Below are 15,691 nucleotides of genomic sequence, written 5' to 3' on the forward strand. Positions count from 1 at the left end.
CGATTTAGTACACCCAAGCAGATGTCACTAAGTCATAGGATAAAATTTCTTCTTCTTTAAACCATAATGCGATTTCTTTGTCAGCTGATGCGACTGAATCTGAACCATGGATGATGTTCTTACCAACAGTCATACCAAAGTCTCCGCGAATTGTTCCAGGAGCACTTTCGGCAGGGTTTGTTTTACCTACTAATGTACGTCCGATTTCAACAACGTTTTCACCTTCAAGTACCATCGCAAATACAGGTCCTGAAGTAATAAACTCAACTAATTCGCCGAAGAATGGTTTTTCGCTATGCTCACCGTAATGTGTTTTAGCTAAATCCTCTGACACCGTCATTAATTTAGCACCTACAACTTTGATGCCTTTGTTTTCAATACGTTTTACGATTTCTCCGATAAGACCGCGACCTACACCGTCAGGTTTAATCATTAAAAATGTTTTTTCCATGGTTATCCCTACCTCTTTTAATTTAGTAAATCCTTAAACAGTTTAACATTGTAAGCGATTTCTTGCAATTACTAATAAATACGTTTCAACATTTTTTCATGAATTTGTACTAAATAGCTTTTGATGTTACTGTCAGGCAGTTGATCTAGATGAAATTTCGCTTTATCACCGTACTTTCTGCTCAATACTTCCGAAGAGTGTACGCCATGTCGTTTCACCTGTTCAATGATAAAATCAAATACCGCTTCATCTGAAGCTTGCTGTAATTGCATTACACTTTGTTCCAGTCTGTAATCCTCACGCTGATTTAATACATCAATCGCTGCTATAAGCGGGTAGGTGACGTGTCCATTTCGGATGTCACTTCCTACCGGTTTACCAAGTGTCGCTTCATTACTCGTATAATCCAGAATATCATCAATAATCTGGTAGCTCATACCAATGCAGTGACCGAACTGTTTGATATGATAGGTTGTATATGAATCAAGATTCGTACTCACGGCTCCTAGATGACAGCTTGCTTCAATGAGAATTGCAGTTTTACGATTAATGCGTCTTAAATACTCTGTGAATGTAATGGGATAATTAAAGCGATCTGCCATCTGATCAAATTCGCCGAAACAAACTTCTAATATTGTTTCACTGAATATTTGATGATACTGTGAATCCTTAATTTCTGCAATATTTTCTAATGCACGAGCCAATAAGAAATGTCCTGTTCGAATTGCTGTGTCCTTGTTAAAAGCCATATGCACAGAAGTATTACCTCTACGTTTGTCACTATTATCTATATAATCGTCATGAACAAGGCTTGCCATGTGTATAAGTTCCAGTGATACAGCTGTACGAATCAAATGTTCTTTATCACCTTTAGCTAGAAATCCGCTTAACAGTACAAACATCGGTCTCACGCGTTTACCGCCAGAATTTAATATATGCTTAGATGCATCGGTGATCACTGTAGATTCACTTTGAATTAACGTCTGTAACCTCTGTTCAACTTCAAATATATATGGTTGTAAAAATGCTTTATAACTCACAGCAATCATCCATTCTAGTTTTCTTTTGGTTTGTATGCGAGATGCATCGCGCTTACGCCACCTGTAAAGCCTTTGAATTTAATATGTGTAAAGCCCGTTTCAGCCATTAAATGCGCTAACGTGTATTTATCCGGGAATTCAAATGCACTTTGCTGTAACCAGCTGTATTCTTTCATTGATTTCGCGAAAACTTTACCAAAGAAAGGCATAATGTATTTAAAATACAGCTTATATCCTTGTTTAAATACTGGCATCGTTGGATGACTTGTTTCTAAGACTACAATCATTCCTCCAGGTTTTAATACACGATACATTTCTTCTAAGCCTTTCTTATAATCCGGCAGATTGCGTAATCCAAAACCAATTGTCGTATAGTCAAATGTATTGTCTTCGAATGGTAAATCCATCGCATTACCATGAATAAGATTAATATTAGCAATATGATCCGTTTTTTTATGTGCGACACTTAACATGTTGTCACTGAAATCCAGACCTGTAACGTGGCCATGACTACCTACTGCCTGAGACATCTGTATTGTCCAGTCCCCTGTGCCACAGCATACGTCCAGTGCTTTTGCGCCCTTTTTAACTTTCATTTGTTTCATCGTATATTTACGCCACGATTTATGCTGATTGAAACTTATTATATCGTTTAATCGATCATATTTCGTTGAAACATTTTGAAAAACATCATGTACTAATTCACTTTTTTCTTGTCCATTTAACTGTTTACTCATAAGCCACCACTTTCTCATCATTCATATAAGGTTGTACAAACATATAATGAATTTCCTGATCTATTTCTGTTAATTTATCTTGTTCAGTTATCGTTAAACGTAATTCTTTCAATTCATTAATACGCGTGACACATCGCGTTAAAACTTTAAAGTCATCTTGTAAAAACGGCTGTGATAAATAGCGATAAAATAACGCACTTAATATGTCAGTAGATAGCACAAGCCTGTCTTTATTATCATCATTGATCACACTTTGCATACGCATACTTGTATCAATAACAACGATTGCACTTTTAACATTGTCATCTACTTTAAGATTGCTCACAATATCAATGATTTCCTGCTCAAAATTGATCATCTGAAAATATGCATATCGTTTTTTTAGCTCTTTAATCTGATTTTCTAGGTTAACTAAATATTTCATTGCCATACCTCAATTTTTGTCCTTCCATTATTATAACGATAATTCATAAAAAATGGTATAAGAACAAATAAAAAAAGCCCATAGTGGGCTTTAGATGCATTTATTTCACTGCATCTTTTAATGCTTTACCAGCTTTGAATGCTGGAACTTTGCTTGCTGGGATTTCAATCTCATCACCAGTTTGCGGATTACGTCCTTTACGTGCAGCACGTTCGCGAACTTCAAAGTTACCGAAACCAATTAATTGTACCTTCTCACCATTAGATAGTGATTTTTGAATTGATTCGAAAACAGCATCAACTGCTAAACCTGCTTCTTTCTTAGTTAAGTTTGCACTATCAGAAACTGCATTGATTAAATCTGTTTTATTCATGTCAATTCACCTCCCCAACATTATGTAAATGATATAAAATATCATTCTGTTATGACTTTAACACAATAAACGTTGTCACTGCAACGGTTATTGTATATTATCAACAATTTTTTAGCGTTGTACGGTTTTGAAAACGGGTTCATTCTTATCATCTACAGTATAAGGTACTGAATAGGCAGGTAATATTGGGTTGTCCTGATAGAGAATATATCGGATATCCTCCCCTTGTTTTACCTGATGTTTCTGTAGTGCACGACCAAGATCAAGAGAGTAATCTATCTTAAATTCGTCCCCCCCGTTGATATAAATAGGTAATGCCTCGCCCGAATAGGGGCTCTTCACTGTCGGGTATTGATCAAGACCGTATTTCTTATAGTTAATTTTATAAAGGTTTGGACCTATCTTCTTTCCTAATGCCAATTCATTCGATTTCGTCTCGAGTCGAATTCTTAAATTTTTTAAAGTATCTGATGTTCTTAGATCTACAATCATCACTTTAGGATTTTTATCTACGTCCATCATCACATACTGATAATAGCCACCCATTTCAAATGATGAGCCTGGTAACTGCGAAAGATATTTTGGTTTTAACTTTCCAAAATCAACTGGATGCTTTAAATAGATTTCATAAGTCTGATCTCTATCTTTCAGTGGTAGCAATCCACCGGTATCCTTCTGATAACTTTCAACAGCATTTTGAACCATGTTCAGCTGATCTTGAGGTGCGACTTGATTTTGTTCAAGCGCTTCTTTAGGATACATGCATCCACTGAGCAGCAAAGAAACCAGTAATAATAATAAAGATTTACGCATAACTAGAACCACCTAACACGACAAACATGAGCAGTGCACTTATAAGCAATGCTGCATATGCAAGAAACGTAACAATCATATTCAATGGTTTATTAGCAATCTTAAACCTTGCGAGATAAATAAGCATCATTGCAAGAAGCATTAGCCCAAGCGAATAAAATGATACCCACATTAAATCCATTCTAGAAATATTAAACATAGTCTACCTCTATTCGTTCGTTTTTTCTCTGTTCATCAAATTCCTAACTCCTTCATTGACATCAAGACCTTCAAACAGCACCTTATATAAGGATTGTGTGATCGGCATCTCAACACCAAATGCTTGTGCCATTTCGTTTGCAGCTTGTGTCGTACGGACTCCTTCAACGACCATACCCATTTGTGCCAGCGCTTCCTCTAGAGAAGCACCTTTACCCAGCATATTGCCACATTTCCAGTTTCGTGAATGTACTGATGTACATGTCACAATCAAATCGCCAATCCCTGCAAGCCCAAGAAATGTTAACGGATCTGCTCCCATCTTCGTTCCAAGGCGTGTGATTTCAGCGAGACCACGTGTCATCAAGGCTGCTTTAGCATTGTCTCCATAGCCAAGGCCATCTGTTATCCCTGCTGCAAGTGCGATAATATTCTTAAGCGCACCTCCAATTTCAACACCAATCAAGTCATCATTCGTATAGATTCTAAAATACGAATTCATAAAAATATCTTGTGCAATCTGCTTAATCTGTTTGTTGTCACTTGCTACAGCCACCGTTGTCGGATGCTGAAGTGCAAGTTCTTCAGCATGACTCGGCCCACTCAGAACACCGACACCTTCAAACTTCTCAGGATCCATCTCTTCGGTTATCATTTCAGAGATTCTTTTAAATGTTATAGGCTCTATCCCTTTAGAAACATGAATAAAAATTTTCTTTTCATCCGCAACCTCATTAATCTGCTGCATGACTGAACGAATCGCTTTCGTAGGAACAGCTATTATGATTACCTTTGCATGCAGTACTGCTTGCTGAATATTTGAAGTCGCTTGCAATACATCGTGCAGCTGAATCTCTTTAAGATACTTTTCATTCGTATGATGCGTGTTGATTTCATCAACGGTAGCTTGGGTCTTCCCCCACATTAAAACGTCATGCTGATTCTCTGAAAGTATATTCGCTAGTGCAGTACCCCATGAACCTGTACCGATTACTGAAACTTGTAGCATACAATCACTCCTAATTTCTCTTTCTTGCAATTAAATGTAGTGGTGTTCCTTCGAATCCAAAGGCTGCACGAATTCTATTTTCTAAAAATCTTTGATAAGAGAAATGCATCATCTCAACATCGTTGACGAAGAATACAAAAGTTGGTGGCTCAATCGCAACTTGTGTCGTATAGAAGATGTTTAATCGACTGCCCTTATGTGTTGGTGTTGGATTCATTGCAACAGCATCAGTGATCACTTCATTAAGCGTACTGCTTTGAACTCGTTTACGATGGTTTTCCCCTGCCATATTAATCAGCGGGAATAATGTATTCAGACGTTTGCGTTCCTTTGCAGAAACAAAGGCAATCGGTGCATAATCTAAGAACTGGAAGTTTTCACGCACTTTATCTTCAAACTTCTTCATCGTTTTTGAGTCTTTCTCAACAGTGTCCCATTTGTTTACAACGATAACAATAGCTTTACCTGCTTCATGGGCATATCCAGCAATCTTCTTATCCTGTTCAATAATACCTTCTTCAGCATCGATAACAACCAGCACAACGTTAGAACGTTCGATTGCTTTCAAGGCACGTAATACAGAATAACGTTCCGTTGCCTCATATACCTTACCTTTTTTACGCATTCCAGCTGTATCGATCATCACGTATTCCTGATCCTCAAAAGTGTATACCGTATCTATTGCATCTCGTGTTGTACCTGCGACTGGTGATACGATAACACGCTCCTCACCAAGGATTGCATTGATTAAACTCGATTTCCCCACATTTGGTCTTCCTATAAGAGAGAATTTGATAACATCATCATCATAATCTTCTTCCTGCTGCTCAGGGAAGTGCTTTGCCGCTTCATCCAGCAAGTCTCCAATACCTAAACCATGTGATCCAGAGATCGGAATAGGCTCTCCAAATCCTAATGAGTAGAATTCGTATATATCTGCACGCATTTCAGGATTATCAATCTTATTGACACCTAATACAACAGGCTTGCTTGATTTAAATAATAGTTTTGCCACGAAATCATCTTCATTCGTAATCCCGTCACGTCCATTTACCATAAAGATGATAACATCCGCTTCCTCAATCGCAATTTCTGCCTGAGCACGAATCTGCTCCTGGAAAGGCTCATCACCTAGCTCAATCCCACCTGTATCTATAATATTGAATTCATGTGTCAACCATTCTCCGCTCGAATAAATTCTATCTCTTGTAACTCCGGGTGTGTCTTCTACAATCGAAACACGTTCCCCGACGATTCTATTAAAAATTGTAGATTTCCCTACATTTGCACGACCTACAATCGCTATCGTTGGTTTTGTCATTTTATCTATCCTCTCAAATAATATCCCTATTATTTTAACATAGTTTATCATTTATTAATATTTAAAAAAAAAGAGACAAGGCAAGCGCCATTGTCTCCTTAGAACTCTATTAAAGATTTAAGTTTTTAAGTTTGTCTCCAAACATATCTCCAAGTGTTGGAGCATCTTGATTCTCTTGATTTGAAGCATTGCTCAAGTATGTAGTATCAAAATCTTCTACTTGTTCTTGAGTCGCTTTAATTGAAAGACCAATACGTTTCTCTTCTTTGTTGATATCCAGAATCTTCACTTTAACCTTTTGACCTGGTTCAAGGACTTCTGATGGATTACCGATATGTTCGTGACTAATTTGAGAAATATGCACAAGGCCTTGTAATCCTTTATCAATTTCAACGAAAGCTCCAAAGTTTGCTAGACGAACAACTTCTCCATCAACGATGTCTCCGATACTAAACTTCTCTTCAATCGTTTCAAACGGCCCAGGTAAAGCAGCTTTAATTGATAAAGAAACGCGTTCTGCTTCTTTGTCGACGCTTAATACTTTAACCTTAACTTTGTCGCCGATAGACAGAGCATCTTCAACCTTATCGATATGATCATGCGTAACTTGAGAGATATGTACAAGACCATCTACTTCACCGATATCTACGAACGCTCCGAAGTTTGTAATACGTAAAACTTCGCCTTCGATTACAGAACCAACTTCAATTTCATCAAGACGTTGTTCCTTTTTCACTTTGTTCTCTTCAGCTTCGATGGCTTTGTGATTTAAGATTACACGGTTCTTCTCCTGATCCAGTTCTTCAATCTTTAAAGTTAATACTTGACCAACGTAGTTTGAGAAGTCTTCAATATAATTCGTAGAAATTAAAGATGCCGGAATAAATCCTCTTAGGCCTACATCAACAACAAGACCACCTTTAACTGCTTCTTTAACTTCTGCTTCTAGCGTTTCATCATTTTCGAACTTTTCTTTTAATGATTCAAATGATTCAGATTCATCTAGTTGACGTTTAGATAAGATGTAATGACCATCTTCCTCTTTATCTTCAATCTTAGTAACAAACGCTTCAATCTCATCGCCAATTTGAACGACTTCTTCAGCATTGTCAATATGTAGACTTGAAAGTTGACTGATTGGGATGATACCATCATATTTTGCACCATCTAAGTTAAGAACGACATGTTTCTCTTCAATCGCTTGTACCGTTCCTTTAACCTTGTCTCCTTCTTGAATTTCTTTAATCATTGCTTCGTTAAATTCTTCTGTCATTGTGGATTCCTCCTTGAAATTACAACTAGTGTTATTATAAACTTCTTACAAATCGAGCTGAAAGTCAAGGAATACGCTTTTTACATTGCGCTTTTTGCTAATTCAATAATCTGGGCTGTCACTTCTTCTATTGACTTTCCCGTTGTATCAATTTCAATAGCATCCTCTGCTTTTGTGAGCGGCGAGATTTCACGCGTCATATCCAGGTGGTCACGACGTTCAATATCTCTTTTCAATTCTTCGAATGTTGAGGCAATCCCTCTATTTCTGTTATCAATCAAACGACGTTCTGCACGTTCTTCTACAGAGGCTACCATATACACCTTTAATTCAGCTTCAGGAATAACTTTCGTTCCAATATCTCGACCATCCATAACAACACCTTTATGCGCTGTCATATTCTGCTGAAGATTCACAAGTTTCGTTCTAACACTTTCAATACTAGCAACCCTAGACACATTTGATGTAACATCGTGCTCTCTAATTCTATCGCTGACATCACTTCCATTGAGATAAATGCGCTGACCAGATCTATTGATCAGCTTCAAATCTATATGCTCAACCAACTTATCGATTTCTATTTCAGGCTGCTCTAAATGTGCGAGTGTAATCGCACGATACATCGCCCCAGTATCCACATAAATCATGCTTAATGCTTCAGCGACACGCTTAGCAATTGTACTTTTTCCTGCTGCTGCAGGTCCGTCTATTGCGATATTTATCTTATTCATTTATATACCTACCTTGTTGTTTAATCTTAATTATTCTATCATAGAGCTATATCAATGTATATTGGAGGACTAAAATGAAAAATATTCTCGTAATGCATACAGGTGGAACAATCAGTATGTCTGAAAATGCGCAGGGTGTCGTCACAACGAATGACACAAATCCTATGTCAAATATCGAAATCATTCAGTCGATTGCAAACATTACTGAAAAACACCCATTTCAAATCCCCTCTCCTCATATGACCCTTAAACATATGAATATATTAAGAAAATCAATTATCAATGAAATATACGAAGAAAACTATGATGGTATCGTCATCACACATGGCACTGACACACTCGAAGAAACAGCATATTTTCTGGATTTGACCCTCAACGTTTCAATTCCAGTAATCTTAACCGGCGCGATGCGTTCATCCAACGAAATCGGGGCAGATGGTCTGTATAACTACATCTCCGCAATACGTACAGCTTGCCATGATGATGCCAAAAACAAAGGCGTGCTTGTTGTGTTTAATGATGAAATTCATACAGCTATGAACGTAACAAAGACCCATACATCAAATACAAGTACTTTTCAAAGTCCAAATTACGGACCACTCGGTATTATCACGAAAAACAATATTTATTTCCATCATCATCCATCAACACATCCCCCGCTGGTTAAAGTCAATGAAGCAATTAAAGTTGGACTCGTAAAAGCCCATAGCGACCTAGACTCAGACTTAATTAAATTCTTTGCTGATCAGGAATATGACGGGCTTGTTATAGAAGCGCTTGGACAAGGAAACTTACCGCCTTCTTCATTAGACGGCATCCAACATCTAATCGATAAAAATATCCCGATTGTCATCGTATCCCGATGTTTCAATGGAATTGCAAGTGGTAACTATCAGTACGAAGGTGGCGGGTATGAGCTACAGAAGATGGGTCTCATATTCTCCAATGGACTTAACGGTCAGAAAGCGCGTTTAAAACTTATCGTCGCAATAAGTAATGGCTTAAATGATGCTCTTCTTGACGATTACTTCAAACGTTAAAAATACGCGGACAAATTATTGTCCACGTATTTCTTTTTTTATAATATCATCAGCTATCAGTCCGCCGTGAAATTTTCCGTTTTCAATGAATATCGTATTCGCGTCATTTCCTGCTGCGATCACCCCTGCGATATATAAATTGTCTATATTCGTCTCCATCGTCTCTTTGTCATAGAAAGGTGCTGTCCCGAATTCATTTGTTATGAGTTCTATCCCCATATCACTTAAAAACGTGTAGTCCGGGTGATAGCCAATCATTGCAAAAACAGTATCATTTTTGATTGCCATTTCTCCATCAGGGGTTTGAATGATCACTTCAGAATCATTGATAGAGGTTACATGACTATTAAAATAGAGTTTAATTTTTTCATGATTAACAAGGGATTCGTAAAGAGGTAATATCCAGGGTTTCACACTCTTAGAATATGTATCGCCGCGATACACAGCTGTCACTCGTGCACCAGCTTTTTCAAGTTCGATCGCAGCGTCAATTGCAGAGTTTTTACCACCAATGATCAACACATCCTGATCAAAATAAGGATGGGCTTCCTTGAAGTAATGCTGCACCTTATCTAAATCAGCACCCGGTACATCTAATGTATTCGGCTGCCCATAATAACCTGTCGCAACTGTAACGTAATTACATTTATAGTGTGCTTTAGTTGTCGTGATGATAAATTCGTCTTCATGCTTCTCCACTTTTAGAACTTCTTCGCCAGAATGAATCTTTAAATCATGATATTTCACTACACTTCTGTAATAGACAAGTGCTTGGTTTCGATGCGGCTTATGTTCTTCAACAATAAACGGAATATCACCGATACTCAATTTTTCACTCGTCGAGAAAAAAGTCTGATGTGTCGGATAATTGTAGATTGCTTCGACGACATTCCCTTTTTCGATGATAATATTATCTATGCCTTTCTTTTTTTGCTCTATACTTGCTGATAATCCACATGGACCAGCTCCAATTATAATACTTTGTACGTGTTTCATTTTTTTCACCTTTCTTAAATAAAAAAGGGCTCAAAAGAGCCCCCTCTAGATTTCGTCATGTTCTTGTATATCGAGAATCTTAAAGCCATTGTTTTTAAGATACTTTGTAAACTTCTTAATATTTTTACTATCTTCAACTTTAACAATCATTCTTCGATGCATCTTATCTGTTTCGTCAAACGTTACAAAAGAAATAGCATTTAACTTATACTTCTTCAATGCTGAAGCAAGACGCATGATACGCCCTTCTGCATCTATTGATGTAATGGCAATGCGCACACCTTTTTGATTCATTCCAAATGCAGATTTAAACTGCTCCATAACATCAAATCGTGAAACCACGCCTAAAAAATCGTTGCGTTCATTGATAACACTTAAAATCGGAAAATCTTGTAATGTTAAGAAAGACTCTTCGAATAGCGCATCATCTTTAACACTATATTCATCAAGAGGAAGGATATCCTTAATCTTTGTGTTTTCAATGAATTCATCTCTTAGTTTGGGTGTCTTCATAAAGAAGAAATGTCTAAAGATGCTATAACGTGTCGCTGTGCCAATATATTTTCCTGTTTCAACAACAGGCATCCCGTCAATACCATGGTGTTCAAGCTTGTCAAGCACACTCTTAACCGTGTCATCTGGACTGGCAACATAACATTTTTCTTTAGGTATCATTATTGACTTTAAATACATAGTACCGCCCCCTTTTTTTATTTTGGTATAACTAACGTTTGTCCTTGTGAAAGATTATTGTCTGAAATACCATTTGCCTGTCTTATCTTTTCAACATTTTCTGGAGAGCCATTACCATAGTATTTAATCGCTATTCGGTAAAGATTCTCTTTAGCATTAACGACGTGTGTCGCCTGCGCCTGCTGATTGTCAGACTGGTTATTATTTGAAGCAGCTGATGATTGTGATGCATTGTCTGTTTGTGATGCATTATCCTGAACTTCTGCTGTTTTTTCTTCGGCTAATCTTGCTGCTTCTGTTTCATCAGCAGCTTTTTGTGCTGCCAGACGTTCTTGTGCCGCTTTTTCCTGTGCTGCTTTTTCCTGTGCCACTTTTTCCTTAGCTGCTTCTTCCTTAGCCGCTTCTTCCTTAGAAGCTTCTTCCTTAGCTGCTTCTTCCTTAGCTGCTTTTTCTGACTCTGCCTCTTCAACAGTCTTATCCTTAGCTTTGTCTGTTTTTTCTTCAGCAGTTTTCTTCTTGTCGTTCGTTGCTACTTGTTCTGTATTATTATGTTTATTATCACTTTGAGAATTGATATAATTTGCAAGCAGCAACATAATTGGCAGTAGTATTAAAATCGCAGCAATCAGTGGAATAAATTTCTTAAGTCCACTATTATCCTTATCTTCTTGCTGTTTTCCCTTTTCAGGCTTTTCTTCGACAGTCTTTGCATTTGCTTTATTTACTTTTGCAGCCGCTCCTGCTACCCCTGCTGCACCAGCTGCTTTTTTACTGTTAGAGACTTGTTTATTAGTCTTTTGATTGTTATCTCTTTTGTTGTTTTTCTTAGCGCCAGCGCCAATAGTTCCTGCTTCTTTGTTATCGTTAGTATTGTCTTCACGTTTCTTTCTTTCTTGTGAACGGCTACGACGTGAGACTCCACGAGGCGGAAAAATATCTTCTTCAGTTTCTTTTTTTCCTTCATATGTTTCTGAACTTACTTCTTCAGTTTCAACCGTCTCTTCTTGTTGTCTTTCGATCTTTTGTTTATTCTTTTCAAATTCATCTTTAAAATCATTTTTTGACACGTTTATCCACCCACTCATCAATTTATAGTCTATTCTTATTATAGACAAACACTATTGCTTTAGTAAAGTATTACAGCTATAAAAATAACCTTTCTAAAATTAATGCCACAGGCTCAAGTTGAATACTTTTAGTAATATTTTCATATCTTTGCAAATCTGTCACTTTGCACTTGTGACACTGATTACGTTCATAAAATTCATCTGAATTTATCGAAGATGTCCTCAACATGCCGGAAAGTTCATGGTGGAGACAATGATTGCTATGCACATACGCAAGCATCTTTGATAATAACTGCTGTTGCTCATATTGATGCGCCTTTAATTTATCAGCGATAATGTTGTTAGCAAACTTGCGATGAAAAATATCAAGCTTCTCTTTCTTTTCCGCATCATAAATATTTTGCAGAGTATAATTATGTAGATCGCTTGTGTCAATAGCGTCTAATTCGAGCAGTCGTGACGCTTGTGCGATATCATTATTATTATATAGGAGTATCGATTGACAAGAGTGATGATCTCTTCCTGCGCGACCAATCTCCTGAATAAACTGAAGGATTGATGCTGGGATGTGATAGTGAATCACCGTACGGATGTTTTTCTTATTGATTCCCATTCCAAAAGCACTGGTTGCACATATTACATGTACTTCATCTTCCATAAACCGACTCTGTACTTCAGTACGTTCACTATAGGTCATATCTGCATGATATCTGTCCACAATAAAATCCTCAGAAAGCGCCTCGTATAAAGCATCACATACCTTCTTCGATGAGAAATAGATAATAGTAGGTCCACTTTCTTTAAGTACTTTTTGTAGAAATATGAGCTTATCATCTTCACGCACTTCATATTTATACAAGTACATATTGTCCTTATTTTTGAGAAAATCATGTACTTTCAATGGCCTTCCGATAATCTCCTCAATATCATGAACAATCTTTTTTGTTGCTGTAGCTGTTAGAGCGATTACCTGTGCATTATGTCTATCAATCACTTCATTCACAAGTAAGTAATGAGGACGGAATTGAAATCCCCATTGAGAAATGCAGTGTGCTTCGTCCAGTACAATATGCGTGAACCTTATGCGAGAGAATAATGCTTCTGCAAGTTCACTTTGTAACCATTCGGGAGAACAATAAATAAATTGATAGCTATCAATGCGATGCGTAATTATCGAAAGTTCCGCACGTGATAGACCTCCATGAATAGCTACAGCATCAATTTTACTCATCTTCAACTGCATCACCTGGTCCTCCATCAAAGCAATTAACGGGGTGATAACGAGCGCTTTTCCGTCGGTAAATACAACTGGCAGCTGAAACGTGATTGATTTACCACTTCCAGTAGGCATCAGTGCTAATACATCTTCATTATTCAATATACTATCAATTATTATTCTTTGTTCCTCATTTAACTTTTTAATCCCAAAACGCTTATTTAGCAAATGTTCAATCGACATGATCGTTCCTTTCCATCAGACTGGCGTATACAATACCAATCTTCAGCTTGAAATAATCTTTAACCTCTGAATGCTCATAAAATGATTTTAGCTTTCCATATGTTAACTGACTATAAAGATGAACAATTGCCTGCAGTTCATCCGCGCTAATAAAACGTGAAATCTCCACAGGATAATCTTTAATCATCATTTCAATAATATGGTCCTGGATAGTATGCTCTCTTAAACGAAGCAAACGAGCAGTTTCATCGATAGTATAACTATTTATCAGCTGGTACGTTCTTGCCGTATTCTTATGTAAGGGCACCTTGTAATAAAGATGATTTAATAGATGGAATGATTCATTCCGAAGCAAATGCAGTATATAGTTTTTCTCTGCCAATAACATAAATTTCAAATGAGATGTTTCAACATTTAATAGTCGTGCCAATTGTTCATCGTTTCTTGGATGTATATCATGGCCCGTTATTTTATATACGAAATAGCTATGTTTAAATTTATCTTGCACTAAAGTTACAAGTTTAAAGAAATCTAGCTGCAGAAGGTTGAAGTCTTTAGTTTTCGCCCGCCTTATAACTTCTTTAACCTGCGACTGTACAATCAGGTTGTTAGAGACTGGCACATACCTATTTGTGCCATAACTCATTTCTGAAGATGCCTGAATAAGTAGACATAACGTCTCAAAACTCATCTCAGATGCAAGGTAAAAATAAGGGAAAAGCATGTGCTCTCGTTGCTTATCATTGTGACTTAACATACTTGTGAATGCTTCAAAAGGATAGCCTGGTGCAATCTCGTAAACAGGTAAAAGATGCTGCATAGAGGCGTCAAAATATGTCTGCTGCGTTCTTGCTCCGGTTACAATATTCCATAGACTTTTTATAGATTTATCTTCACGATAATGTGTACGTATGTAAGTTGATATAGAATTCATAGGCATCTCCTGAATCTTTTTGTTGAAAAACCATTAAACAATCACTAAAATAGTTATGTACATTGTTTATATATTTTATCATGAAATTGGTGGGAGGCGAAAATTTTGGCAGGTAAATATACAATTGTTGATATGGATACATGTATTGCATGTGGTGCTTGTGGTGCTGCAGCTCCAGATATATATGATTACGACGACGAAGGTATTGCTTACGTAATATTAGATGACAACCAAGGGACTCAAGAAATACCTGAAGAACTTGAAGAAGATATGATCGACGCATTTGAAGGTTGTCCTACAGACTCAATCAAAGTGGCAGATGAATCATTTGATGGTGACGCACTGAAGTTCGAATAATATAACAAACCCGGACTACTGTAGAAAATAGAGATTATTTTCTGCAGTAGTCCGGGTTGTTTTTATCTGGTTTTAGGCAGTACATTGAGCAATATAATCGATAATATCGCGAGTAGTATGCCTTTGATAATATTAAAAGGGATGATGCCGGCTGTAATAATTACCTTTAAGTTATTAGAGATATCAGTGAAATTCATTATCATACCGTAAAGCGGTAATAATACGAAATAATTCATAATACTCATTACCATCGTCAATACGATTGTTGCACATAAAAATCCAACGATTAGTCGTTGCTTTCTCCCTTTAGTTACTGCATACAATGTCAATATCAATGATGTCCCTGCAAGAAAATTCGCAACAGGCCCAATTGGATCTGTCATATTCATCAAGAAATTTAGCAAGTTTTTAATGACTTCGACTCCAATCGCTCCAAGTGGTCCAACAGTGAAAAGTGCGATAATTGCAGGAATATCACTTAAATCAATTGTGAGATAGGGTGGTAAAAATGGTAACGGAAACTTTAAAAACATAAGTAAAAAAGCAACCGCACTTAATAGACTCACCGTAATGAGTCGTCTTGTCTTATTAATCTGTGTCATTTCCTTCTCCTTCTATCCATCTTACAAAGAGGAGGAAAACCTCCATCTTCTCCCATCCAGACTGTACTGTCGGTACTGGAATTTCACCAGTTCAGCTGAGTAATCAGGTCGCGGACTGTAACCGCCGGTTCGGAATTACACCGACCCCGAAGATGAATGATATATTTTTTATA

19 protein-coding genes and 1 riboswitch are annotated in these 15,691 nt (G+C 37.1%); of the genes, 2 read left to right on the forward strand and 17 right to left on the reverse strand.

Going from position 1 to position 15,691, the window contains the following annotated elements; translation table 11 throughout:
* Positions 1-4 precede the first annotated feature (4 nt).
* The 11 genes from ndk to cmk all read right to left on the reverse strand — a co-directional run bounded on the left by ndk (position 5) and on the right by cmk (position 8,370).
* Positions 5-451, reverse strand: a complete 447-nt coding sequence (gene ndk, locus ACZ2V4_RS01975; protein ID WP_219491789.1) for a nucleoside-diphosphate kinase — start codon at positions 449-451, stop codon at positions 5-7.
* A 71-nt stretch (positions 452-522) separates the two neighbouring features.
* Entirely contained in the window at positions 523-1,500 is a 978-nt protein-coding gene (hexs-b, locus tag ACZ2V4_RS01980) for a hexaprenyl-diphosphate synthase large subunit (RefSeq protein ID WP_219491791.1), read from the reverse strand.
* Positions 1,501-1,505: 5 nt separating this feature from the next.
* Positions 1,506-2,228: a demethylmenaquinone methyltransferase gene (locus ACZ2V4_RS01985; RefSeq protein WP_283722118.1), complete on the reverse strand. Its 723-nt coding sequence runs from the start codon at positions 2,226-2,228 to the stop codon at positions 1,506-1,508.
* Positions 2,221-2,652 (reverse strand): hexaprenyl-diphosphate synthase small subunit, encoded by a 432-nt coding sequence (gene hexs-a, locus ACZ2V4_RS01990; RefSeq protein ID WP_490514457.1) that lies wholly within the window; start codon positions 2,650-2,652, stop codon positions 2,221-2,223. The genes ACZ2V4_RS01985 and hexs-a overlap by 8 nt, the downstream gene beginning before the upstream one ends.
* Before the next feature lie 100 nt (positions 2,653-2,752).
* Complete coding sequence (locus ACZ2V4_RS01995; protein WP_041636009.1) at positions 2,753-3,025, reverse strand: HU family DNA-binding protein; 273 nt, start codon at positions 3,023-3,025, stop codon at positions 2,753-2,755.
* 111 nt (positions 3,026-3,136) lie between these two features.
* A complete protein-coding gene (locus ACZ2V4_RS02000) occupies positions 3,137-3,838 on the reverse strand; it encodes a YphF family lipoprotein (RefSeq protein WP_490514458.1) in 702 nt (233 codons plus the stop codon).
* The gene (locus ACZ2V4_RS02005) at positions 3,831-4,037 is read right to left on the reverse strand and encodes a DUF2768 family protein (protein WP_219491800.1); all 207 of its coding nucleotides are present in this window, start codon (positions 4,035-4,037) and stop codon (positions 3,831-3,833) included. The genes ACZ2V4_RS02000 and ACZ2V4_RS02005 overlap by 8 nt, the downstream gene beginning before the upstream one ends.
* Before the next feature lie 9 nt (positions 4,038-4,046).
* The gene (locus tag ACZ2V4_RS02010; protein ID WP_490514459.1) at positions 4,047-5,045 is read right to left on the reverse strand and encodes an NAD(P)H-dependent glycerol-3-phosphate dehydrogenase; all 999 of its coding nucleotides are present in this window, start codon (positions 5,043-5,045) and stop codon (positions 4,047-4,049) included.
* Between the two features lie 10 nt (positions 5,046-5,055).
* Positions 5,056-6,366, reverse strand: coding sequence for a ribosome biogenesis GTPase Der (gene der, locus ACZ2V4_RS02015; RefSeq protein WP_219491805.1), 1,311 nt, complete (start codon positions 6,364-6,366; stop codon positions 5,056-5,058).
* Between the two features lie 109 nt (positions 6,367-6,475).
* A complete protein-coding gene (gene rpsA, locus ACZ2V4_RS02020; RefSeq protein WP_219491808.1) occupies positions 6,476-7,639 on the reverse strand; it encodes a 30S ribosomal protein S1 in 1,164 nt (387 codons plus the stop codon).
* A gap of 80 nt (positions 7,640-7,719) precedes the next feature.
* Positions 7,720-8,370: a (d)CMP kinase gene (gene cmk, locus ACZ2V4_RS02025; RefSeq protein WP_219491811.1), complete on the reverse strand. Its 651-nt coding sequence runs from the start codon at positions 8,368-8,370 to the stop codon at positions 7,720-7,722.
* 74 nt (positions 8,371-8,444) lie between these two features.
* Here cmk and ACZ2V4_RS02030 point away from each other — a divergent pair, with 74 nt between their 5' ends.
* Entirely contained in the window at positions 8,445-9,410 is a 966-nt protein-coding gene (locus ACZ2V4_RS02030) for an asparaginase (RefSeq protein WP_420496026.1), read from the forward strand.
* Positions 9,411-9,425: 15 nt separating this feature from the next.
* Here ACZ2V4_RS02030 and ACZ2V4_RS02035 read toward each other — a convergent pair whose 3' ends face one another.
* The 5 genes from ACZ2V4_RS02035 to ACZ2V4_RS02055 form a co-directional block, all read right to left on the reverse strand.
* A complete protein-coding gene (locus tag ACZ2V4_RS02035; protein WP_120785594.1) occupies positions 9,426-10,406 on the reverse strand; it encodes a YpdA family putative bacillithiol disulfide reductase in 981 nt (326 codons plus the stop codon).
* Between the two features lie 45 nt (positions 10,407-10,451).
* The gene (locus tag ACZ2V4_RS02040; protein ID WP_219491817.1) at positions 10,452-11,099 is read right to left on the reverse strand and encodes a CBS domain-containing protein; all 648 of its coding nucleotides are present in this window, start codon (positions 11,097-11,099) and stop codon (positions 10,452-10,454) included.
* A gap of 17 nt (positions 11,100-11,116) precedes the next feature.
* Positions 11,117-12,166: a LysM peptidoglycan-binding domain-containing protein gene (locus ACZ2V4_RS02045; RefSeq protein WP_490514460.1), complete on the reverse strand. Its 1,050-nt coding sequence runs from the start codon at positions 12,164-12,166 to the stop codon at positions 11,117-11,119.
* A gap of 76 nt (positions 12,167-12,242) precedes the next feature.
* A complete protein-coding gene (locus ACZ2V4_RS02050) occupies positions 12,243-13,625 on the reverse strand; it encodes a RecQ family ATP-dependent DNA helicase (protein ID WP_419894956.1) in 1,383 nt (460 codons plus the stop codon).
* Positions 13,615-14,559 carry a helix-turn-helix domain-containing protein gene (locus tag ACZ2V4_RS02055; RefSeq protein ID WP_458620029.1) on the reverse strand — a complete coding sequence of 315 codons (945 nt, stop codon included), beginning with the start codon at positions 14,557-14,559 and terminating at the stop codon, positions 13,615-13,617. Before ACZ2V4_RS02055 ends, ACZ2V4_RS02050 begins: the two co-directional genes overlap by 11 nt.
* A 132-nt stretch (positions 14,560-14,691) precedes the next feature.
* On the opposite strand from ACZ2V4_RS02055, the gene ACZ2V4_RS02060 reads away from it, so the two are divergent.
* Positions 14,692-14,916 (forward strand): ferredoxin, encoded by a 225-nt coding sequence (locus tag ACZ2V4_RS02060; protein WP_041636407.1) that lies wholly within the window; start codon positions 14,692-14,694, stop codon positions 14,914-14,916.
* A 62-nt stretch (positions 14,917-14,978) separates the two neighbouring features.
* Here the strand turns inward: ACZ2V4_RS02060 and ACZ2V4_RS02065 are convergent, their stop codons facing one another.
* Positions 14,979-15,509, reverse strand: coding sequence for an ECF transporter S component (locus tag ACZ2V4_RS02065; RefSeq protein WP_241427513.1), 531 nt, complete (start codon positions 15,507-15,509; stop codon positions 14,979-14,981).
* A 49-nt stretch (positions 15,510-15,558) separates the two neighbouring features.
* A riboswitch (FMN riboswitch) is annotated at positions 15,559-15,676 on the reverse strand.
* Between the last annotated feature and the right edge of the window lie 15 nt (positions 15,677-15,691).

The sequence above is a fragment of the Macrococcus sp. CoH-51_TC_04 genome (genome assembly GCF_058188655.1).

Coding starts and splice junctions, on each gene's coding strand:
- hexs-b (WP_219491791.1), bottom strand. CDS start 1,500: ATGATTGCTGTGAGTTATAAAGCATTTTTACAACCATATATATTTGAA.
- cmk (WP_219491811.1), bottom strand. CDS start 8,370: ATGAATAAGATAAATATCGCAATAGACGGACCTGCAGCAGCAGGAAAA.
- rpsA (WP_219491808.1), bottom strand. CDS start 7,639: ATGACAGAAGAATTTAACGAAGCAATGATTAAAGAAATTCAAGAAGGA.
- der (WP_219491805.1), bottom strand. CDS start 6,366: ATGACAAAACCAACGATAGCGATTGTAGGTCGTGCAAATGTAGGGAAA.
- ACZ2V4_RS02060 (WP_041636407.1), top strand. CDS start 14,692: ATGGATACATGTATTGCATGTGGTGCTTGTGGTGCTGCAGCTCCAGAT.
- ACZ2V4_RS02030 (WP_420496026.1), top strand. CDS start 8,445: ATGAAAAATATTCTCGTAATGCATACAGGTGGAACAATCAGTATGTCT.
- ACZ2V4_RS01985 (WP_283722118.1), bottom strand. CDS start 2,228: ATGAGTAAACAGTTAAATGGACAAGAAAAAAGTGAATTAGTACATGAT.
- ACZ2V4_RS02000 (WP_490514458.1), bottom strand. CDS start 3,838: ATGCGTAAATCTTTATTATTATTACTGGTTTCTTTGCTGCTCAGTGGA.
- hexs-a (WP_490514457.1), bottom strand. CDS start 2,652: ATGAAATATTTAGTTAACCTAGAAAATCAGATTAAAGAGCTAAAAAAA.
- ACZ2V4_RS02010 (WP_490514459.1), bottom strand. CDS start 5,045: ATGCTACAAGTTTCAGTAATCGGTACAGGTTCATGGGGTACTGCACTA.
- ACZ2V4_RS02005 (WP_219491800.1), bottom strand. CDS start 4,037: ATGTTTAATATTTCTAGAATGGATTTAATGTGGGTATCATTTTATTCG.
- ACZ2V4_RS02050 (WP_419894956.1), bottom strand. CDS start 13,625: ATGTCGATTGAACATTTGCTAAATAAGCGTTTTGGGATTAAAAAGTTA.
- ACZ2V4_RS02040 (WP_219491817.1), bottom strand. CDS start 11,099: ATGTATTTAAAGTCAATAATGATACCTAAAGAAAAATGTTATGTTGCC.
- ndk (WP_219491789.1), bottom strand. CDS start 451: ATGGAAAAAACATTTTTAATGATTAAACCTGACGGTGTAGGTCGCGGT.
- ACZ2V4_RS01995 (WP_041636009.1), bottom strand. CDS start 3,025: ATGAATAAAACAGATTTAATCAATGCAGTTTCTGATAGTGCAAACTTA.
- ACZ2V4_RS02055 (WP_458620029.1), bottom strand. CDS start 14,559: ATGAATTCTATATCAACTTACATACGTACACATTATCGTGAAGATAAA.
- ACZ2V4_RS02035 (WP_120785594.1), bottom strand. CDS start 10,406: ATGAAACACGTACAAAGTATTATAATTGGAGCTGGTCCATGTGGATTA.